We start from the raw sequence: 19,482 nt of genomic DNA on the forward strand, positions 1-19,482 counted from the left end.
TTGGCACAGGCAACCTATCGAACCATACAGCTTTCACAACTCCTTGCGGACTGACGCAAGGAGTTTTTTTGTTACTTTGCGACAGTTCGGTATTGATGATGGACATATTAATGAAAAGTGGGGTGAGATGCTCGTGTCAGAAGGAGAACGTCATGTAATCATGGATGAAACCGCAATTAGACGTGCGCTAATTAGAATTGCACATGAGATTGTAGAGAAGAACAAAGGTATTGAAGATTGCATTATCGTAGGTATTCGGACTAGAGGCGTGTATCTTGCCAATCGAGTAGCAGCGAGAATATCGGAAATTGAGGGCACAATAGTACCTGTAAGAGAACTTGATATTACGAAGTACCGTGATGATCGAAGCGAAATAGCTGAAATGATGGTTGAACTTGCCAATGCACCAGGTGATACAGAACTAGATTCTACGTTGGTAAAGAACAAAAAAGTCATTCTGTTCGATGATGTTTTATATACAGGACGAACGATCAGAGCTGCTATGGATGCCATTATGGACTTAGGTAGACCACAAAATGTACAACTTGCTGTACTTGTAGATCGTGGTCATCGCGAGCTGCCGATTCGACCAGATTTCATCGGTAAAAATGTTCCCACATCAAAACAAGAAGAGATACAAGTTCAATTCACTGAAATTGATAGTATTGATCAGGTTACGATTATTCACTAGGGAGGCCATTTTATGACGATTACTCAAACTCAAACAAGAAGTTTACTTGGTTTGAAGGATCTTAGTCAAAATGAGATTCAATCCATTCTTGACAGAGCTGCCTTCTGGGAACAACATGCAAATAAAACACATAACTTACTTAACGGAAAATTTGTTGCTAATATGTTCTTTGAGAACAGTACGCGTACTAGAACTTCATTTGAAGTTGCTGAAAAGCGCTTAGGTGCCGAAGTTATTAACTTCAGTGCAGCATCATCAAGTGTGGAAAAAGGTGAATCCATCTACGATACAGTAAGAACATTAGAATCAATGGGTATCGACATGGGGATAATTCGCTTAAAACCAATTGGCTTGCTTGCAGAAATGGCACCTAAAATTAAAGTTCCACTAATTAACGCAGGTGATGGTAACAACGAACATCCAACTCAAGCTTTGCTTGATCTATATACAATGCAAAAACATTTCGGCTCATTAAAAGGATTGAATGTAGCGATTATTGGAGACATTCTGCATAGCCGAGTGGCAAGAAGTAATCTGTATGCACTTCGTCAATTTGGAGCGAATGTAATGTTCTGTGCTCCTGATGATATGCAAGCAAAAGATCTTGATGTGCAATATGTAAGTATGGACGAAGCAATAAAAGCAGATGTAGTTATGATGCTGAGAGTTCAGCTAGAACGTCATTCATCTGGATTATTGAAGTCAGCTGATACTTATAGAGCGAGCTATGGTCTAACGGTAGAGCGTGCAAATCAAATGGCGAACCATGCGATTATAATGCATCCAGCGCCAGTGAATAGAGATGTGGAGATTGACAGTGACCTAGTAGAGGCAGCAAATTCGAAAATATTCCCGCAAATGGCAAATGGGGTACCGATTCGAATGGCGGTTATCGAGCGTGCACTTGTATAAATGGTGAATAATGCTTCCGATGTACTTTTCGTTTGCGAGAAGTAATATCCAAGAGGTAACGAGTGCTTACGAAGTAACTTTTCTTTAATAAAAGTTACACAAGATGCAAAAGAAAAGTTTTTAGGAGGATGACAATGTCTTTATGGATTTTGAACGGTAAAGTATGGAATGAGTCTAGTGCTAGTTTAGAAGGTAAGCATATACAGGTAGTAGATGGTAAGATTGCTGCGATTGTTGATGCATCTGAAACGGTTAATACAGAAGGTGCAGAAGTAGTTGATGCACAGGGGAAATTAGTATCTCCAGGTTTTATCGATATGCATGTGCATTTACGTGATCCTGGCTTTACTCATAAAGAAGATATTATTACTGGTTCTCGTTCTGCTGCAAAAGGCGGTTTCACTACAATCGCTTGTATGCCTAATACAAGACCTGTTACAGATACTGCTGAAACGGTTAGATACATTATCGACAAATCCGAAGAGGCGCAATTAGTTAAAGTGCTTCCTTATGCTTCTATTACAAAAAATGAGCTTGGACGTGAGCTTACTGACTTTGCATCATTAAAAGAAGCTGGAGCTATTGGTTTTACAGATGACGGTGTAGGCGTGCAAAACGCTCAAATGATGAAAGACGCAATGACACTGGCAAAATCTCTTGATATGCCAGTCATTGCACACTGTGAAGATGATTCATTGGTTGTAGGTGCTTGGGCATCTGAAGGTGAGTTTTCACGCAAACATGGACTTAAAGGGATTCCTAATGAATCTGAAGCGATTCATGTAGGTAGAGATGTTTTACTTGCAGAAGCTACTGGCGTACATTATCATGTTTGTCACGTAAGTACAGAACAATCTGTTCGATTGATTCGCCTTGCAAAACAAGTTGGTATTAAAGTAACTGCAGAAGTTTGTCCCCATCACTTAATCTTATCTGATGAGAACATTCCTGGTCTTGATGATGCAAACTGGAAAATGAATCCTCCACTTCGTACTCCACGAGATGTAGCAGCTGTTCTTGAAGGATTAGAGGATGGTACTATAGATATTATCGTTACAGATCATGCGCCACATAGCGCTGAGGAAAAAGCAAAGGGTGTTGACCTAGCGCCATTTGGTATCGTTGGTTTGGAAACAGCATTCCCATTACTTTATACTCACTTTGTAGAGACTGGTCGCTGGACACTAGGCTTCCTACTGAAACGTATGACTCAAGATCCAGCTAGAGTGTTCCGTCTTGAAGAAGGTAGCCTTGAAGTTGGAAAGCCTGCTGATATTACAATTGTTGATATCGAAAACGAACAAGCTGTTGATCCAAGCACATTCTTATCTAAGAGCAACAACACACCATTCGGTGGTTGGAAACTTAAAGGATGGCCTGTAGCAACAATCGTTAATGGAAACATTGTCTGGACTGAATAGAAATAACAACTTTTGAGGAGTGAAACGGATGCAAGCAAGACTATTGTTAGAAGATGGAACTTTATTTAAAGGATTATCATTCGGTGCTGAAACTCAAACGATCGGTGAGGTCGTATTCAATACAGGTATGACAGGATATCAAGAACTTTTGTCTGACCCATCATACTGTGGACAAATCGTAACAATGACTTATCCACTAATTGGTAACTACGGTATTACTCGTGATGACTTTGAAGCGATTCGTCCTAATATTTATGGGTTAGCGGTTCGTCGTTACGAACCAATTCCAAGTAACTGGCGTGCACAATATTCACTAGGCGATTTGTTGAAAGAATATGAGATTCCAGGTATTTCTGATATTGATACACGTATGTTGACACGTAAAATTCGTCAATTTGGATCTATGAGAGGTCTTATTACAACTGGTAACGAGCATGTTGAAGAACTACTAGAACGTTTGAAAGCTACTCCAATTCTTCATGATCAAGTAGCAAGAACTTCTACGGATTATGTATACACGAATCCAGGTAGCAAAGAACGTATTGTACTAATCGACTGTGGTTCTAAGAGTGGAATTGTTCGTGAACTATCCAAACGTAATTGTGATATCGTAGTTGTTCCTCATGACACAACTGCTGAAGAAATTCGTCGCCTTGCACCAGATGGCATTCAATTGTCTAATGGCCCTGGGGATCCGAAAGATAATCTTCATGTTGCAGAAACAATTAAACAACTACTTGGTGAATTCCCAATCTTCGGTATTTGTCTTGGTCATCAACTATTTGCTCTTGCATGCGGTGCTGATACAGATAAATTGAAATTTGGTCACCGTGGTGGTAACCATCCAGTTAAAGAGTTAGAAACAAACCGTTGTTACATTACTTCACAAAACCACGGTTACGCAGTTACTGATGATTCTATCAAAGGTACTGATCTAATCGTGACACATATTAATAACAATGATAAAACAATTGAAGGCTTGAAACATAAAACGTTCCCAGCATTCTCTGTACAGTATCACCCAGAGGCTGCTCCTGGACCAGAAGATTCAAGCTACTTATTCGACCAATTTATTGAAATGATTCGCAAGCATAAGCAAGAAAATCCGCAAAAACCTCGTCAAGCTGTATTGTCGGAAATGTTGAGAGGAGAATTACAAAATGCCTAAAAATAATAAACTTAAAAAAATCCTTGTAATTGGCTCTGGTCCTATCGTCATCGGACAAGCGGCGGAATTTGACTATGCTGGTACTCAAGCATGTCAAGCTTTGAAAGAAGAAGGTTATGAAGTTGTACTAATTAACAGTAACCCAGCAACTATTATGACAGATACAAACATGGCTGATAAAGTTTACATCGAGCCGATTACACTTGACTTTGTATCTCAAATTATTCGTCAAGAACGTCCGGATGGTTTGCTTCCAACACTTGGTGGTCAAACAGGCCTTAATATGGCGGTAGAACTTGCTCGTGCTGGAGTACTTGAGCAAGAGAATGTTCAATTGCTAGGTACTCAACTTACTGCAATTGAAAAAGCGGAAGATCGTGATTTGTTCCGTGAATTAATGCGTGAACTAGAACAACCAGTACCAGAAAGTGATATCGTAACGACAGTTGAAGATGCTGTAACGTTCGCTAACACAATTGGTTATCCTATCATCGTTCGTCCTGCTTATACACTAGGTGGTACAGGCGGCGGTATCTGTGCAGACGAAGAAGAACTTCGTGAGACAGTAGCTTCAGGTATTCGTTATTCTCCAATCAACCAATGTCTAATTGAGAAATCAATTGCAGGTATGAAAGAAGTAGAGTACGAAGTAATGCGTGATGCTAACGATAACTGTATCGTAGTATGTAACATGGAAAACTTCGACCCAGTTGGCGTTCATACTGGTGACTCTATCGTAGTTGCACCTTCTCAAACCTTGTCTGATCGTGAATATCAAATGCTTCGTTCTGCTTCATTAAAAATCATTCGTGCTCTGAACATTGAAGGTGGCTGTAACGTACAGTTCGCTCTTGATCCGTTCAGTTTCCAATACTATGTAATCGAAGTTAACCCGCGTGTATCTCGTTCATCTGCTCTTGCTTCTAAAGCGACGGGATATCCAATTGCGAAAATGGCAGCAAAAATTGCAATCGGTTATACACTTGATGAGATTGTTAACCCAGTTACAGGTCAAACATATGCTTGCTTCGAGCCAGCACTTGACTATATCGTATCAAAAATTCCTCGTTGGCCATTTGATAAATTCGTTGATGCGAACCGTAAATTAGGTACGCAAATGAAAGCAACTGGCGAAGTTATGGCGATTGGTCGTACATTCGAAGAATCAATTCATAAAGCAGTTCGTTCATTAGAAATCGGTGCTCACCGAATTCATTTGAAAGAATCTACTGAGCTTTCTGAAGATGTGCTTCGTACACGTCTAATGAAACCTGATGATGAACGTATGTTCTTAGTTGCTGAAGCATTCCGTCGTGGTTATGCTCTTCAAGAAATTCAAGATCTTACGAAAATCGACTGGTGGTTCCTTGATAAGATCGAAGGTATCGTGAAGTTTGAAGATATTATTCGTTCAACAGCAGAACTAACAGAAGAGTTATTATATGAAGCGAAACGTAAAGGTTTCTCTGACCGTTCAATCGCTGAACTTCGTCAAGAAGGATTCCCAGGTGCTGCATTCACGAACGAAAATGATATTCGTGCACATCGTAAAGCTCAAGGTATGGTTCCAGTTTACAAAATGGTTGATACTTGTGCAGCGGAATTTGAAGCAGTTACTCCTTACTACTACTCCACTTATGAAGTTGAGAATGAAGTAACTGAAACAACGAAAGAAAAAATCCTTGTTCTAGGTTCTGGTCCAATCCGTATCGGTCAAGGTATTGAGTTTGACTACTCAACTGTACATGCTGTATGGGCAATTCAAAATGCAGGATATGAAGCAGTAATTATTAATAACAACCCTGAAACAGTTTCAACTGACTTCAGCACATCTGATCGTCTATACTTTGAGCCTTTGTTCTTCGAGGACGTAATGAACGTAATCGAGCAAGAGCAACCCATTGGTGTAATCGTTCAGTTTGGTGGCCAAACAGCGATTAACCTTGCTTCTCCACTTGCTAAAGCTGGCGTAAAAATTCTTGGTTCTAGTCTTGAAAGTATCGATGAAGCGGAAGATCGTAAGAAGTTTGAAGCTCTTCTTCGTAGCTTAGAGATTGCTCAGCCAGAAGGTAAAACAGTAACGACGGTTGAGGAAGCAGTAGCTACAGCTCGAGTTATTGGTTATCCAGTTCTTGTACGTCCGTCTTATGTACTTGGTGGACGTGCAATGGAAATTGTATACTCTGACGAAGATTTGTTAAGCTATATGAAAGTAGCAGTTAAGATTAATCCTGAGCATCCGGTATTGATTGACCGTTACATGCTTGGTAAAGAAGCAGAAGTTGATGCGATTTGTGATGGCGAAACAGTTCTTATCCCAGGTATTATGGAGCATGTTGAGCGCGCAGGGGTTCACTCAGGTGACTCGATTGCCGTATATCCACCACAATCACTTTCTGAAGACATTAAGCAACAAATCGTAGACATTACAATTAAAATTGCAAAAGCACTTAAAGTTATCGGGCTTGTAAATATTCAGTTTGTTATTCACGAAGAGAAAGTATATGTTATCGAAGTTAACCCACGTTCTTCTCGTACAGTACCATTCTTAAGTAAAGTAACGAATATTCCGATGGCAAATCTTGCAACTCGTGCAATCTTGAATGATAGCCTTGCTGAGCTTGGTTATGTAGATGGCTTGTGGCCTGAAGATGATCATGTATCGGTTAAAGTTCCAGTATTCTCCTTCGCGAAACTTCGTCGCGTTGACCCTACACTTACTCCTGAAATGAAATCTACAGGTGAAGTAATGGGCCGTGACGTACAATTTGCTAAAGCATTGTATAAAGGACTTATTGGTGCAGGCATGAAGATTCCTAACTCTGGTACAATTCTTGTAACAGTAGCGGATAAAGATAAACAAGAAACAGTTGAGTTAATGCGTGGTTTTGCTAACGTAGGTTACAAGCTAATGGCAACTGGTGGTACTGCAGATGCTCTAGAAGCTGCTGGATTATACGTAGAGCGTGTTAATAAACTAAGTGAAGATGTTCCAAATATTCTTGACCATATCCGCGAAGGACATGCTCAATTCGTAGTAAATACACTTACGAAGGGCAAAACTCCTGAGCGTGATGGCTTCCGAATTCGTCGTGAAGCAGTTGAGAATGGGGTAGTTTGTATGACATCACTTGATACAGTAAGAGCTTTACTGACAATGATGCAAACAATTAACTTCACTTCTAGCGCGATGCCAGTATTGCAACAGAAGTAAGGATTAAGCTATAGAAAGTAATTAGTCGCTACATCTTTCTAATAGGAAAGGTGTAGCGATAACTTCATCAAGTAACAAAAAGTTTTAGATGATGCTTCCGAAGTAACTTTTTATTATTAAGAAGTATTTTCATCAAGTAACAAAAAGTTTAGATTATGCTTTCGATGCAACTTTTCGTTGCACGAAAAGTTTTAGGAGGCAAGGTATGTCACTTACAAAAGCAGAAGCGGCTTCGAAAATTATGGTTGCACTTGACTACCCGAGTGCAACTGCTGCGGAGCAGTTAATTCAGCAATTGAACGGAATTCCTTGCTACATGAAAGTGGGCATGCAGCTATACTACGCTGCAGGCCCCACTTTTGTAGAAGGGCTTAAAAAACGTGGTTTTCGTGTGTTTCTAGACTTGAAAATGCATGATATCCCTAATACTGTAAAAGGTGGAGCTGCGAGTATTACTGCGTTAGGCGTTGATATGTTTAATGTTCATGCTGCAGGTGGTCGGGCTATGATGGAGGCTGCGCTTGAGGGAGTCGGGCAAGCTAGTTCTAGTGCAGGGCGTCCTTCAGTCATTGCAGTTACACAATTAACGAGTACTAGTCAGGCAGTTATGAATGACGAAATCGGAATTGCTGGTACGGTTGAAGATGCAGTTCTTTCATATGCTAAGTTAACACAATTGGCGGGGTTAGATGGAGTAGTTGCATCGCCATCAGAAGTCATTGCGATTAAAAATGCTTGTGGACAAGCTTTCCAGACGATTACCCCTGGTATTCGTCCGTTAGGAGCAGAACTGAATGATCAATCTCGCATCATGACACCAAGTGAAGCGCTTCGTCAAGGCACAGACTACATGGTCATTGGTCGTCCTATAACAGCAGCAACTAATCCACGTTTAGCAATTGAATCTATTATTGAGGAGTTAATCTCATATGAATAATGTATCATTGGAACAACTTGCAAAAGATATTGCAGCGTCATTACTAGAAATAAAGGCAGTAGCTCTAAGTCCAAATGAGCCATTTACATGGACTTCTGGCATCAAATCACCTATATATTGCGATAACCGTCTTACGATGACTTATCCGGAAATTCGTGAAAAAGTAGCTGATGGATTTGTAACTTTGATTAAGGAATTGTATCCTGATGCTGAAGTAATTGCGGGTACTTCTACTGCGGGTATTCCACATGCTGCTTGGGTAGCGCAGAAAATGAATTTGCCTATGGCTTATATTCGTGATAAAGCTAAAGGACACGGTAAACAAAATCAAATCGAGGGTCGTATCCTTCCAGGTCAAAAAGTAGTAGTAATCGAAGATTTGATTTCTACTGGTGGTAGTTCTTTGAAGGCTGCATTAGCAGTTCGTGAAGCTGGAGCGGAGCCTCTTGCAGTATTGGCTATCTTTACTTACCAGTTCCAATCTGCTGTTGATGCTTTTGCAGAAGCTGGTATTCCACTGCAAACGATTTCCAATTATACAGCATTAATTGAACAAGCTGTAGCGGCTGGCGAAATTGCTCAAGATGATGTAGCAGCACTTCAATCATGGAGAGCTAATCCACAAGCATATGGTAACTAGAATCTAGTTATTGTGCAGCTATACGGACAAAATTACTAGACATTATCGTTTCAGCATTAGTGAAATGATGATGTCTTTTTTTCAGTTACTAAAAGAGGAAGTTGATCGCACACTATAAATAAACCTATGAATCCTTACTAGTAAATCAACTTTCTGAGAATATTTTTAGAAAATAATAAAAAAGTTGTAACCTTTTCCAACTCTAAAACGTCTCTAATGTAGAATAAGTGTGAGGAGTGTCGTGAGATTATATGAATGAACAGTTACATATTCAAGAAAATGATGCCGAGTCTAGTCACACTCCACTATTAGAAGTGCGAGAAATGGAGCGAATCTTTCAAGTAGGTGGGAAAGAGCTTCATGTGTTAAAAGGACTTAATATGACAGTTAACCGTCAACAACTAGTTATGTTAAAAGGCAGATCTGGCTCTGGGAAAACGACTCTTTTGAACAGTCTTGGTGGGTTAGATACTCCAAGTCGAGGGAGTATCTATTTCAATGGAAAGCCGTTCGATACGTTAAGTGATAAGGCCAGAACATTAATTCGTCGTAATGAAATGGGCTTTATTTTTCAGGCGTTTGCACTAATGCCGCTATTATCTGCGTATGAGAATGTAGAACTTTCTTTAAGGATGGCGAATCGTCCTAAGAAAGAATGGAAAGAACGCGTTGAGGAATGCTTAACACTTGTTGGATTAGAAAAACGTATGCATCACCGTCCTTACGAATTATCAGGTGGTGAACAACAACGTGTTGCTATAGCTAAATCTATTGCACATCGCCCGATTCTATTATTAGCAGATGAGCCTACTGCTGAACTAGATACTGCGATGTCTGCGCAAGTAATGGCGTTATTTCAAAGTATTATTAAGTATGAACAAATTTCGATATGTATGACGACACATGATCCTACAATTTTGGAGGTTGCAGACCATGTTTATGAAATGGTGGATGGCAAATTTATCTCGTAAAGCAAGTATATTAATGATTATTTTAGCACTCTTATTAAGTGGTTGTAGTCTATTACCTAATGAGAAAGAAGAGGAAGTTTTACCTGATATTATTCCTCCGAAAATCTCGCAAAAGCCAGAGCATACCGTTGCTACGAAAACATTAGAATCAACTGTAACTCTTATTGGGAAAATTATTTCATTAGAAGAAGAAACGATGTATTTCACTAAAGGTGATCTTAATGTGAAAGATGTATATGTAAAGTCTGGTGATACTGTTACTGCTGGACAAGTGATTGCAGAGCTTGATGTAAGTGAACTTGAAAAAACTCTTCGCCTGGATAAGTTGGCCTTCCAACGCGATGAACTAGCGATGAAGGAATTACTTCGCTCAAGAGATGAGATGGATCAAGCTGAGTATGAATCACAACGTATTGCTTTTGAAGAAAAGAGACAGAAGCTAGCAGATGCTGAAGTAGAGATTGCAAAAGGTGTAATAACTGCTCCGTTCTCAGGAACAATCGTTTCGCTTACTGCCAAAAAAGGAGATCTTGTTAAAGCTTATGCTCCGATTGCAATTGTAGCGAATACTACGCTTCTTGTTCCTGGTGCAAAATTAACAAAGACTGAGCAAGAGAAAGTTGCTATTGGAATGGAAGCAACCGTATCAATCAGTAATGGTGGTTCCATTACGGGGAAAATTAAACAACTTCCTAACAAAACTACGGAATCACCAGGTGGAGAAGGATCTGGCGGCGCAGCTGCTGCAATTGACCGTATCGAGGATTATATGATTGTACAGATTGATAAATTACCAGAAGGCGCTGCTAGAGGTCTTACTGCTTCTATTAAAGTTATTACTAGTCGTACAGAAAATGCGATAGTAATTCCACCATCTACACTAAGAAGCATTGGTTCTCGTACTTATGTTCAAGTGATTGATGAAAAAGGGCAGAAGAGCGAAGTAGATGTAGAAGTCGGACAGCAGACTGCTACTGATGTCGAAATTTTACAAGGCTTAACGCCTGGTCAGAAAGTAGTAGGGAGATAAGTTATGGGGATACCCTTCTTTCGCTTTATTTTCCGTAAAATGTGGAATACTCGTTGGCTAACATTAAGTACTTTACTAGGACTTATTGTTGCTGTCGCATTTGCCACAAGTATTCCAATGTATGCTGATGGAGCTTTAAAACGCGTCATTGCACAACAATTGAAGGTCGATAGTGAAAGTAAACCTGCTGGCTCTTTAATGATGAAGTATCAAGGTGTACCTTCAGTTGGAAATAACTTGGATGGTTTACTTTCTGTAGAAAAGTACATACAAGAACAGATTCCGAAAACGATTGGTTTTCCTCATGATACTTTTGTACAACAATATGGCATTCGACCAAGTAATGTGACTCCGGTCTTTCCTGATAAGGTCGATGCGAGTCGTACACGTTCAATGAATATTCAATCAATGAGCGGTTTCAAAGATAACAATGAGCTAGTTCAAGGTCAATGGTTTAGTGACAAGCTTACAGACAAAGGTGTTCTGGAAGCAGTAATGATTGAGGAAGGCATGTATCGTAATGATGTACATGTTGGCGATCTATTCTATTATCGTGCAGATAATAGCAAACAAATCGTCGTGCAAATTGTAGGTATTGTGTCACCACTCGATGTCACTGATGCCTATTGGGCGCAAGGAATTGAATCGCAATTCGGTACATTATTTGTTGATGAGAAGTTACTTCAAGAAGAATTATTGAAAAAGAAAAATATCTTTTTACAGTCTGCAACTTGGTATTATTCATTTGATCTTTCTTCAATAAAAAGTAGTCAAATTAATGAACTGGCTTCTACACTAAATCGTCTAGATATTGAGTTGTACCAACGACTTAAAGATACGAAAGTGGAGCAGTCATTCGCAGAAACGTTAAAAGAATTCCGTAAGCAAAGTAATGAATTACAAACGATGTTATTTACTTTAGCTGCTCCGATGCTTGCAATGGTTATTTACTTCATTATGATGAATGCGAGACAATCGCTAGATAAGCAACGTAGTGATATTGCGGTACTTCGAAGTAGGGGGGCTGGAACAAGGCAAATTGTCGGGATGTATGTTGTCGAGAGTATCATGCTTGGTATTGTTGCTCTTGTTATCGGTCCGTTAATTGGTTGGTATATGTCCAAAAGTATCGGATCTGCAGATGGATTCTTATCCTTCGTCAATCGTAAATCAATTACGATAGGATTTTCAGTTGAAACTATCATCGCGGGCGTAATAGCTGTTATCGTCGCATTATTAGCGACAATTATACCGGCTGTACAGTACGCAAGAGCTTCAATTGTTAGTTACAAGCAGGATTTAGCTCGATCTGATAAAAAACCTTTTTGGCAAAAATGGTATCTTGATATTGTATTAGTACTTGTTACGGTCTATGGTTGGTATCTATTTAATGAACGTCAACTACTTACGCTTAATTCAGGCGTATCAAGTGATCAAATGCAAATTCAACCATTTTTATTCTTTGTACCAGCGATAGCAATTTTTGCACTTGGGTTGCTATGTTTAAGAATTTTCCCTTGGATATTAGCACTATGCAATTGGTTAGGTAAAAAGTATTTGCCTGTTTCTTCTTACTTGACGTTAACACAATTATCTCGCTCATCTAAAGGCTATTATCCATTGATGATATTGCTCATTCTAACGATAGGTCTAGGGGTTTACAATGCTTCGGCAGCACGAACGATAGATTTGAATTCGACGGAACGAACGCTTTATAAAAATGGTGCTGATGTTGTTATTCAAACCAATTGGGGTGGCGTACCTGAAAAACTCCCTACTACCAAACCAGATGATGGTAACAATGGCGGAAATAACGGTGGTAATGGTGGCAATAACGGCGGAAATGGCGGGAATGGCGGTAACGGTGGTGGCAATGGCGGTGGTGGAAACGGCGGAGGCGGTGGGAACAATAACCAACCTCAAAAATTACTGTATACAGAACCACCGTTCGAAGTATTCCGTTCTAGTCCTGGCGTAGAAAATGCAACAAGGGTACTTCAGTCCAAAAATAATATTATTGTATCAGGTAAGACGGTTGGTAAAGGTACGATTATGGGAATTGACAATAAAGATTTCTATGATGTAGCTTGGTTCGGAGAAGATTTGTATGATTACGACCCTGCCTATTACTTGTCTTTCCTTGGATTGGCAGAGCATGGCGCTCTTATTCCAGAAAACATAGCTGAAAAATATCAACTTAAGTTAGGTGATATCGTTTCAGTGAGTTTCACAGATGGGACATTAGAATTTACTGTGCAAGGTATCGTACCGTTTTGGCCTAATTTATACCCAGATAGTGAACCGTTTTTAATTGCTAACTTGGATTATATTTATGATCAATTACCTCTAATTCCTTATGAAGTATGGGTGAAGATGGAACCGGATGCTCTTCTTGCTCCAGTACTTGAACACTTAACTGCTTCGAAATTAGACGTAGTTACTTGGAAAGATGTACGTAAAGAACTACTTACTCAATCGAAATTACCTACAAGAGGTGGAGTATTTGGAATTTTAAGTCTTGGATTCCTCGTTACGATTGCGGTTACTTTAGCAGGTTATCTATTGTACTGGTTCTTCAATTTGTCTGGTCGAGTTGTGCAATTTGGTGTGTTACGTGCGATGGGACTTTCGAAATCTCAGTTAACTAGCATGCTCTTAATTGAGCAAGTATTAACGGCGGGACTTGCAATTGGTCTAGGATTCGGTATAGGAAAAGTTGTCAGTTATATTTTCTTACCATTTTTACAATCGGCAGACAATGCCGCAGAAATGGTTCCACCATTCCGTGTTATCTTCCAAGCTAGCGATACGAATCAATTGATGATTGTCGTACTTGTGATGATGCTAATTGGTGCAGGCTTCTTACTCGTCCATATCAAAAAGCTTAAAGTACATCAAGCTGTGAAAATGGGAGAGGAGCGATAATTCATGATCTATTGTGAAGGTTTAGTAAAAATATATAAAACTGACGACTTGGAAGTTGTCGCTCTACAGGGCTTGAACCTAACCGTAGAGAAGGGTGAATTGATGGCTATTATCGGTAATAGTGGTAGTGGTAAATCAACGCTCTTAAATACACTAGGTGGCTTAGATCGTCCGTCTGCAGGGCAAGTTAAAGTTGGTCCTTGGGATCTACTGAAAATGACGGAAGAAGAACGAGTAAGTTACAAGCGTGATACAGTCGGATTTATCTGGCAAAATAACGCGCGAAATTTATTGCCTTATTTGACTGCATTAGAAAATGTTGAAATGCCAATGATGCTTTCTGGAAAGTTGGATCGTGCGTATGCGATGCAACTTCTAGAATGGGTCGGTCTGAAACATCGTATGCACAATAAATTGCATCAACTCTCAGGTGGTGAGCAGCAGCGTGTAGCAATCGCTATCTCACTATCTAATCGACCAGAGCTTCTACTTGCCGATGAGCCTACAGGGTCGGTAGACACTGCGACCTCAGATATGATTATGAATATATTCCGTAAGCTTAATAAGGAGATCGGTGTCACGATTGTTATCGTAACACATGATATGACCTTGGCCAGTCAAGTAGACCGCGTTGTAGCGATTAGAGATGGCTTAACCAGTACGGAATTTGTGAAACATAATCCAGAGATCGGATCACATGGGGAAGGCTTTGTGTCGCTATCAGCTCATACCTCACAAAATGAGCATGTTGCGTATGTGGTCGTTGATAAAGTTGGTCGTCTCCAAGTACCGAAAGAATATCTGAAAGCAATGGATATTAAAGATAAAGTACTAATGGAATTTGATGGTGAGAAGATTACGATTAGATCCCCTCAAATTCAGAAGAAAGAAGATTAATTAAACTTATAGATTCTTTTGCTTTACTTTGAAACATTAGTAATATGACAATGAATGAGCTATTGCAAAATCCCTTTATGTTAATCGGTGTATGAAGATTTCTGATATTAGGAACCTTACACATGGTTAAACATAAGGGGATTTTTCTTTATATTGACCTTCACATTATTATGAACGCAATTTAATGGATGGATTATTTAACATTTTTCATGAAATGGAAAAAATGATATGTAGCAGTAGAATGATTTTGTTAAAAATGGGTAATCTATCGTTATCTTTGGCTCATACTTCCGAAATACTTTTCGTTACTAGGAATTTAAGCAAAGAGATATGAAAAGTTCTTGGGGGTAACAATAGATGTGGATATATTGGATTAGATTATATGAATCAAAGTTTCAAGCGAGTTGTGTTGTACAGAGGATGGAGAATGATTATTGGATGTACGGTCTTGATTGTCCTCAGGAAATTGAAATTTTCAAATCATTAAAAGGAAGATATGGTGTAAAGTATTTATTAAATAAAACTCGAAAATTAACGTAGTACATGAAACAAACCAATATAAAACATAACAAAATTGTTAAATTTTATGGTTAAAAATAAATAAAATAAAAAATATTAAAAAATGCTTGACGTAATATAGTCGGATGTTGTATATTAATACATGTCGCCGTTGCGATAACGTAAGAAATGGCAATGACGCGGGGTGGAGCAGTTGGCAGCTCGTCGGGCTCATAACCCGAAGGTCACAGGTTCAAGTCCTGTCCCCGCAACCAACCTTTGGACATAATGAGTCATCATTATATTATCAAGGGCCCTTAGTTCAGCTGGTTAGAGCAGTCGGCTCATAACCGATTTGTCGGGGGTTCGAGTCCCTCAGGGCCCACCATTAGCTACATACCCTTGCCGGGGTGGCGGAACTGGCAGACGCACAGGACTTAAAATCCTGCGGTAGGTGACTACCGTACCGGTTCGATTCCGGTCCTCGGCACCATTCTTACTAGCATTACTGATTTTTCAATTGAATATTGTATACATAGTACTACGCCGGGGTGGCGGAACTGGCAGACGCACAGGACTTAAAATCCTGCGGTAGGTGACTACCGTACCGGTTCGATTCCGGTCCTCGGCACCATTAATTCTTACTGATTTACTCTATTATGTAGCAATTTCATTGAATAATCCAAACCTCTTCAAGCTTAGCTTGAAGAGGTTTTTTTGTTTTCATATTAATAGATCTGGATTTTTGCGCAATTTTAAAGTATCTAATTGATTTTTAAATACAATGTTCAAATGAGAAATAGATCAAAGAATTTTTAAAATACTATTGACTAAAGAGAACGATATGGGATATTATCACTGAGGATGATAATTATTCTCAGTTCTAGTAGCATCGCTTTCTGCTAATATTTTTTTTTGGTTATGAATGAGAATGATAATCATTATTTTAATTAATCAGGAATTCGATAACTCATTCTATTTTACGAGACTCTTATCTAAGAAGTTAGTCGAATGGATTGATGAGTAGAGTTCACTAGATGATATTCAGAGGAGAAGATTAAACATGAAATTCAAGTGGTACAAACAGCTATCTGCGGTACTGATTATTGCATTACTTGTTTCAGTAATGCCTGTGTATGCTGCAGAACCGACTGAAACAAAGACAGCAACGGTTATTCATTTTGTAAATGCGGATGATAGTACAAAATTATCAGCAGCTAATGGATTCTTTACTAATCCTTATATTGTTATAAGTGAAGGCAAACAATTATTAGAAATAGAAATGACTTTGTCTTATGATCTAAATGTAATCATCAATGGCAATTCAGGAACTACAGTAGAAACAAAAGCTAATACGGTAGTAAAAAGATATGAAATTTTAAATCTTAATGAGCCATTTACGGCAGTAACAGAGTACAAAATTTCATCTGGAGATCAGTTATCTTCTCATAACACGACAGTAATTGTAGGCAATGATATTAATTCTACTAAAGCTCTATTGATTAGTGCGATTGTAGAAGCTGAGGCACTTACTGATCGCTCAGTAGCGTTTGATGCAACGATTGCGAGTGCAAAGACTGCTAATACATACTTAACAAAACTAGCAGATATGCAAGCTGCTTTGACAGCTTTGCAAGCAGCAATTAATGAGCATAATAATCCTACAGCACCTGAGCCAGAACCGGCTTTAGAAAAAGTTGTACTTTCTTTCTACAAAAAAGAAACGAATGGTACATATACTCCTAATTATGCTGCTATCAGCGATCCCTATACTGATCCTTATGTATACGAAAAGGATGGAAAAACATTTTTACGTGTTACGCAGGTCAACAATGACAGCATAAACTTCCAAACCAAATTAAACGGAGTGACTGGTACGACTGTAGAAAAGTTATACAATAATACTAGCAATCCTACAGTTGTTACTCACTATGTTATCGATTTTGAAATTCCATCTAAAGATAAATCTATTTTCTGGAATGTTTCATATACTGCTGGATCATATAATGGTTCACATGATGGTTATGCAGTAATCAATCAAGATTCTACTGATGCAGATCGTGCGAATTTGACAGAGGATATAACTAAAGCTGAAGCTGTAGATGAGAAAGATATTGCACTTCAAACAGCGATTACTTTAGCTAAAGCAGATAACAATTTACTTACGCGTAAATCAGTGCTTGATGCACATATTTCTCGATTAACAGAATTAACTACAAATAATGATGCTATTTTGAATTCGCTTGTAAATACTACATCGGTAGATTATATTAACGCTGCTGATTTGACAAAATCATTCAATAGAAACTTTGCTAGTTTCTTTGCTGATGCAATATTATACAAAGTTGATGATAAAAATTATTTGCGAATTAAAGTGACTAATAAATTCGATTTGAAATTAACAATTGAAGGTAAACAGGGTCAAGTAGCAGAGTACATCGGCGAAAGTGGAAACATTACGCATGTTGTATATGATTACGAATTATCAAGTATTGTTGTGCCTGTAATAAGCAAAGTAACGTATGTATCAGGTGCCCATGTGGGACTACATGAACAATATATTGTTATTAACCAAGACGCTGACACAGCTTCAAGAGATGCACTTAAAGTAGCGCTAGTTGAAGCTAAAGCAGTTGCTAATAAAGGTGCTGCGTTAGTTACAGCAATTAATAATGCAGAAGCGGTAGATAACTTATTAACTCGTAAAGCGGAATTAGTTGCACAAACTACAGCACTTAATGCTGCAATTGCTGCAAACAGCACAACAACACCTCCAACAGGTGTAGAAATTCACGAAGGTTCTGGATTAGAAACAGGATATTATACGGTGAGTGTATCTGCACTTCAAGATACAAGTGATGCTTTATCGTATATGAACGGTTATTTGAATAGTACGGCTAGATTACTTGTTACAAAAGACGCGCTAACAGTATATGTCGTTTTACGTGACCCTGCTATGATTCAAAGTCTATCTGTCGAAGGAAGAAGTGCAGCACAAGTAAATAACTATACTGCAGATAATGTGGCTAGATATTCATTTAACGTATCTTCTCTAAAAGCTCCAGTATCAGGTAGTGTTCATGTCATTGCGAAACTACCTAGTGGTGAAGAATTATACAACACCACTCATGGTATCCGTCTTTCATTTGGTACACCTGTTAAAGTTACGAATTGGGTAGATGAAGGTTATAAAAACAAAGTTGAAACAGATGGTTCTGAAAAACCAGATGAAACTGATACTGATACAGGTTCTAACGATGGGGGATTAAACGGTAATAATGGTGGAACAACAAATCCAGCTCCTAAGTTTACAGATATTGATAATAGCTGGGCAAAAGGTGCAATCGAACGTGCAATTATTCTTAAACTTGTAACTGGTTATAGTGACGGTACGTTCAAACCGAATCAAGAAGTCAATCGTGCTGAATTTACTGCAATTCTAGTGCGTGCAATGAAACTTGATGCAGCTAAAGGTGAAGTGCAATTTGCTGATGCTGACAATATTCAAGGTTGGGCTAAAGAGTATATTCAGCAAGCAGTAGAGGCAGGTATTATAACAGGTTACAAAGATAATACATTCCGTCCTGCTGGTAATATTACACGCGCAGAAGCTGCGGTAATGATTGTTAAAGCGTTAGGTCTTGAACTTGTTTCAGAAGATGAGTTATCTTTCACAGATGCTTCAAGTATTCCTGCTTACGCAAGAGCATATGTTGCAACAGCGGTTAAACATGGTTTAGTAGTAGGATATAGCAATAATACATTTGGTCCAAATAAAGTAGCTAATCGTGCGGATGCAGTTACACTAGCACTTCGTGCGCTTGATTACAATGTAAGCCATAAATAATTGATCTGAGTGTACATGAGAAGTAATGTACTCGCATGTAAAAAGAAACATGACGTCATTATGGCGTCATGTTTCTTTTTTATATGTATAAATTGACACTGTACTCTTACACTCATGATTAGAATTTGCTGAAGGGGCGACTAATTGTATAGTCGCCCCTTCAGCAAGATTAAGTCTTACTAAGAGTGATGACGACGTCTTCTTTTAGCTATTACAAGCACCCTTTGCCCAGGTCTAAGGCGAACAACTAATGTTCTTTTTCTTCTGTTACTCATTGAGGGCACCTCCTTTTATCAAGATAAATTAATGTATGAAAATTATTCTGATTTGA

The 19,482-nt window shown here is 38.8% G+C and carries 13 protein-coding genes and 4 tRNA genes; all 17 read left to right on the forward strand.

Going from position 1 to position 19,482, the window contains the following annotated elements; all coding sequences use genetic code 11:
- The first annotated feature begins 127 nt into the window (after nucleotides 1–127).
- The 17 genes from pyrR to NAG76_15425 all read left to right on the forward strand — a co-directional run bounded on the left by pyrR (nucleotide 128) and on the right by NAG76_15425 (nucleotide 19,151).
- Nucleotides 128–691 carry a bifunctional pyr operon transcriptional regulator/uracil phosphoribosyltransferase PyrR gene (gene pyrR / locus NAG76_15345; protein URN96854.1) on the forward strand — a complete coding sequence of 188 codons (564 nt, stop codon included), beginning with the start codon at nucleotides 128–130 and terminating at the stop codon, nucleotides 689–691.
- 12 nt (nucleotides 692–703) lie between these two features.
- Nucleotides 704–1,603, forward strand: coding sequence for an aspartate carbamoyltransferase catalytic subunit (locus tag NAG76_15350; protein URN93205.1), 900 nt, complete (start codon nucleotides 704–706; stop codon nucleotides 1,601–1,603).
- Nucleotides 1,604–1,737: 134 nt separating this feature from the next.
- Nucleotides 1,738–3,024, forward strand: coding sequence for a dihydroorotase (locus NAG76_15355; protein URN93206.1), 1,287 nt, complete (start codon nucleotides 1,738–1,740; stop codon nucleotides 3,022–3,024).
- A 28-nt stretch (nucleotides 3,025–3,052) separates the two neighbouring features.
- Nucleotides 3,053–4,192: a glutamine-hydrolyzing carbamoyl-phosphate synthase small subunit gene (carA, locus tag NAG76_15360; GenBank protein URN93207.1), complete on the forward strand. Its 1,140-nt coding sequence runs from the start codon at nucleotides 3,053–3,055 to the stop codon at nucleotides 4,190–4,192.
- On the forward strand, nucleotides 4,185–7,406 hold the full coding sequence (gene carB / locus NAG76_15365) for a carbamoyl-phosphate synthase large subunit (GenBank protein ID URN93208.1): 3,222 nt from the start codon (nucleotides 4,185–4,187) through the stop codon (nucleotides 7,404–7,406). The genes carA and carB overlap by 8 nt, the downstream gene beginning before the upstream one ends.
- A 205-nt stretch (nucleotides 7,407–7,611) precedes the next feature.
- On the forward strand, nucleotides 7,612–8,343 hold the full coding sequence (pyrF, locus tag NAG76_15370; GenBank protein URN93209.1) for an orotidine-5'-phosphate decarboxylase: 732 nt from the start codon (nucleotides 7,612–7,614) through the stop codon (nucleotides 8,341–8,343).
- Entirely contained in the window at nucleotides 8,336–8,983 is a 648-nt protein-coding gene (pyrE, locus tag NAG76_15375) for an orotate phosphoribosyltransferase (protein URN93210.1), read from the forward strand. The genes pyrF and pyrE overlap by 8 nt, the downstream gene beginning before the upstream one ends.
- A gap of 251 nt (nucleotides 8,984–9,234) precedes the next feature.
- Nucleotides 9,235–9,954 carry an ABC transporter ATP-binding protein gene (locus tag NAG76_15380; protein ID URN93211.1) on the forward strand — a complete coding sequence of 240 codons (720 nt, stop codon included), beginning with the start codon at nucleotides 9,235–9,237 and terminating at the stop codon, nucleotides 9,952–9,954.
- Nucleotides 9,917–10,984: a biotin/lipoyl-binding protein gene (locus NAG76_15385; GenBank protein URN93212.1), complete on the forward strand. Its 1,068-nt coding sequence runs from the start codon at nucleotides 9,917–9,919 to the stop codon at nucleotides 10,982–10,984. Before NAG76_15380 ends, NAG76_15385 begins: the two co-directional genes overlap by 38 nt.
- 3 nt (nucleotides 10,985–10,987) lie before the next feature.
- Complete coding sequence (locus NAG76_15390) at nucleotides 10,988–13,909, forward strand: FtsX-like permease family protein (protein URN93213.1); 2,922 nt, start codon at nucleotides 10,988–10,990, stop codon at nucleotides 13,907–13,909.
- A gap of 3 nt (nucleotides 13,910–13,912) precedes the next feature.
- Complete coding sequence (locus tag NAG76_15395) at nucleotides 13,913–14,806, forward strand: ABC transporter ATP-binding protein (protein ID URN93214.1); 894 nt, start codon at nucleotides 13,913–13,915, stop codon at nucleotides 14,804–14,806.
- Nucleotides 14,807–15,163: 357 nt separating this feature from the next.
- Nucleotides 15,164–15,346 (forward strand): hypothetical protein, encoded by a 183-nt coding sequence (locus tag NAG76_15400; GenBank protein URN93215.1) that lies wholly within the window; start codon nucleotides 15,164–15,166, stop codon nucleotides 15,344–15,346.
- A 157-nt stretch (nucleotides 15,347–15,503) separates the two neighbouring features.
- Nucleotides 15,504–15,579: transfer RNA gene (locus NAG76_15405), tRNA-Met, on the forward strand.
- 36 nt (nucleotides 15,580–15,615) lie between these two features.
- Nucleotides 15,616–15,692 (forward strand) — tRNA-Ile (locus NAG76_15410).
- 16 nt (nucleotides 15,693–15,708) lie between these two features.
- Nucleotides 15,709–15,797, forward strand: a tRNA-Leu gene (locus tag NAG76_15415).
- Nucleotides 15,798–15,849: 52 nt separating this feature from the next.
- Nucleotides 15,850–15,938 (forward strand) — tRNA-Leu (locus NAG76_15420).
- A 429-nt stretch (nucleotides 15,939–16,367) separates the two neighbouring features.
- Nucleotides 16,368–19,151, forward strand: a complete 2,784-nt coding sequence (locus NAG76_15425) for an S-layer homology domain-containing protein (GenBank protein ID URN93216.1) — start codon at nucleotides 16,368–16,370, stop codon at nucleotides 19,149–19,151.
- The last annotated feature ends 331 nt before the right edge of the window (nucleotides 19,152–19,482 follow it).

This window comes from Candidatus Pristimantibacillus lignocellulolyticus, assembly GCA_023639215.1.
Lineage (GTDB): Bacteria > Bacillota > Bacilli > Paenibacillales > Paenibacillaceae > Pristimantibacillus > Pristimantibacillus lignocellulolyticus.

What these genes read in the sequence shown, in the direction of transcription:
- pyrF (URN93209.1), top strand. Translation starts at nt 7,612, where the DNA reads ATGTCACTTACAAAAGCAGAAGCGGCTTCGAAAATTATGGTTGCACTT.
- NAG76_15425 (URN93216.1), top strand. Translation starts at nt 16,368, where the DNA reads ATGAAATTCAAGTGGTACAAACAGCTATCTGCGGTACTGATTATTGCA.
- pyrR (URN96854.1), top strand. Translation starts at nt 128, where the DNA reads ATGCTCGTGTCAGAAGGAGAACGTCATGTAATCATGGATGAAACCGCA.
- NAG76_15400 (URN93215.1), top strand. Translation starts at nt 15,164, where the DNA reads ATGTGGATATATTGGATTAGATTATATGAATCAAAGTTTCAAGCGAGT.
- NAG76_15355 (URN93206.1), top strand. Translation starts at nt 1,738, where the DNA reads ATGTCTTTATGGATTTTGAACGGTAAAGTATGGAATGAGTCTAGTGCT.
- NAG76_15395 (URN93214.1), top strand. Translation starts at nt 13,913, where the DNA reads ATGATCTATTGTGAAGGTTTAGTAAAAATATATAAAACTGACGACTTG.
- NAG76_15350 (URN93205.1), top strand. Translation starts at nt 704, where the DNA reads ATGACGATTACTCAAACTCAAACAAGAAGTTTACTTGGTTTGAAGGAT.
- carA (URN93207.1), top strand. Translation starts at nt 3,053, where the DNA reads ATGCAAGCAAGACTATTGTTAGAAGATGGAACTTTATTTAAAGGATTA.
- carB (URN93208.1), top strand. Translation starts at nt 4,185, where the DNA reads ATGCCTAAAAATAATAAACTTAAAAAAATCCTTGTAATTGGCTCTGGT.
- pyrE (URN93210.1), top strand. Translation starts at nt 8,336, where the DNA reads ATGAATAATGTATCATTGGAACAACTTGCAAAAGATATTGCAGCGTCA.
- NAG76_15385 (URN93212.1), top strand. Translation starts at nt 9,917, where the DNA reads ATGTTTATGAAATGGTGGATGGCAAATTTATCTCGTAAAGCAAGTATA.
- NAG76_15380 (URN93211.1), top strand. Translation starts at nt 9,235, where the DNA reads ATGAATGAACAGTTACATATTCAAGAAAATGATGCCGAGTCTAGTCAC.
- NAG76_15390 (URN93213.1), top strand. Translation starts at nt 10,988, where the DNA reads ATGGGGATACCCTTCTTTCGCTTTATTTTCCGTAAAATGTGGAATACT.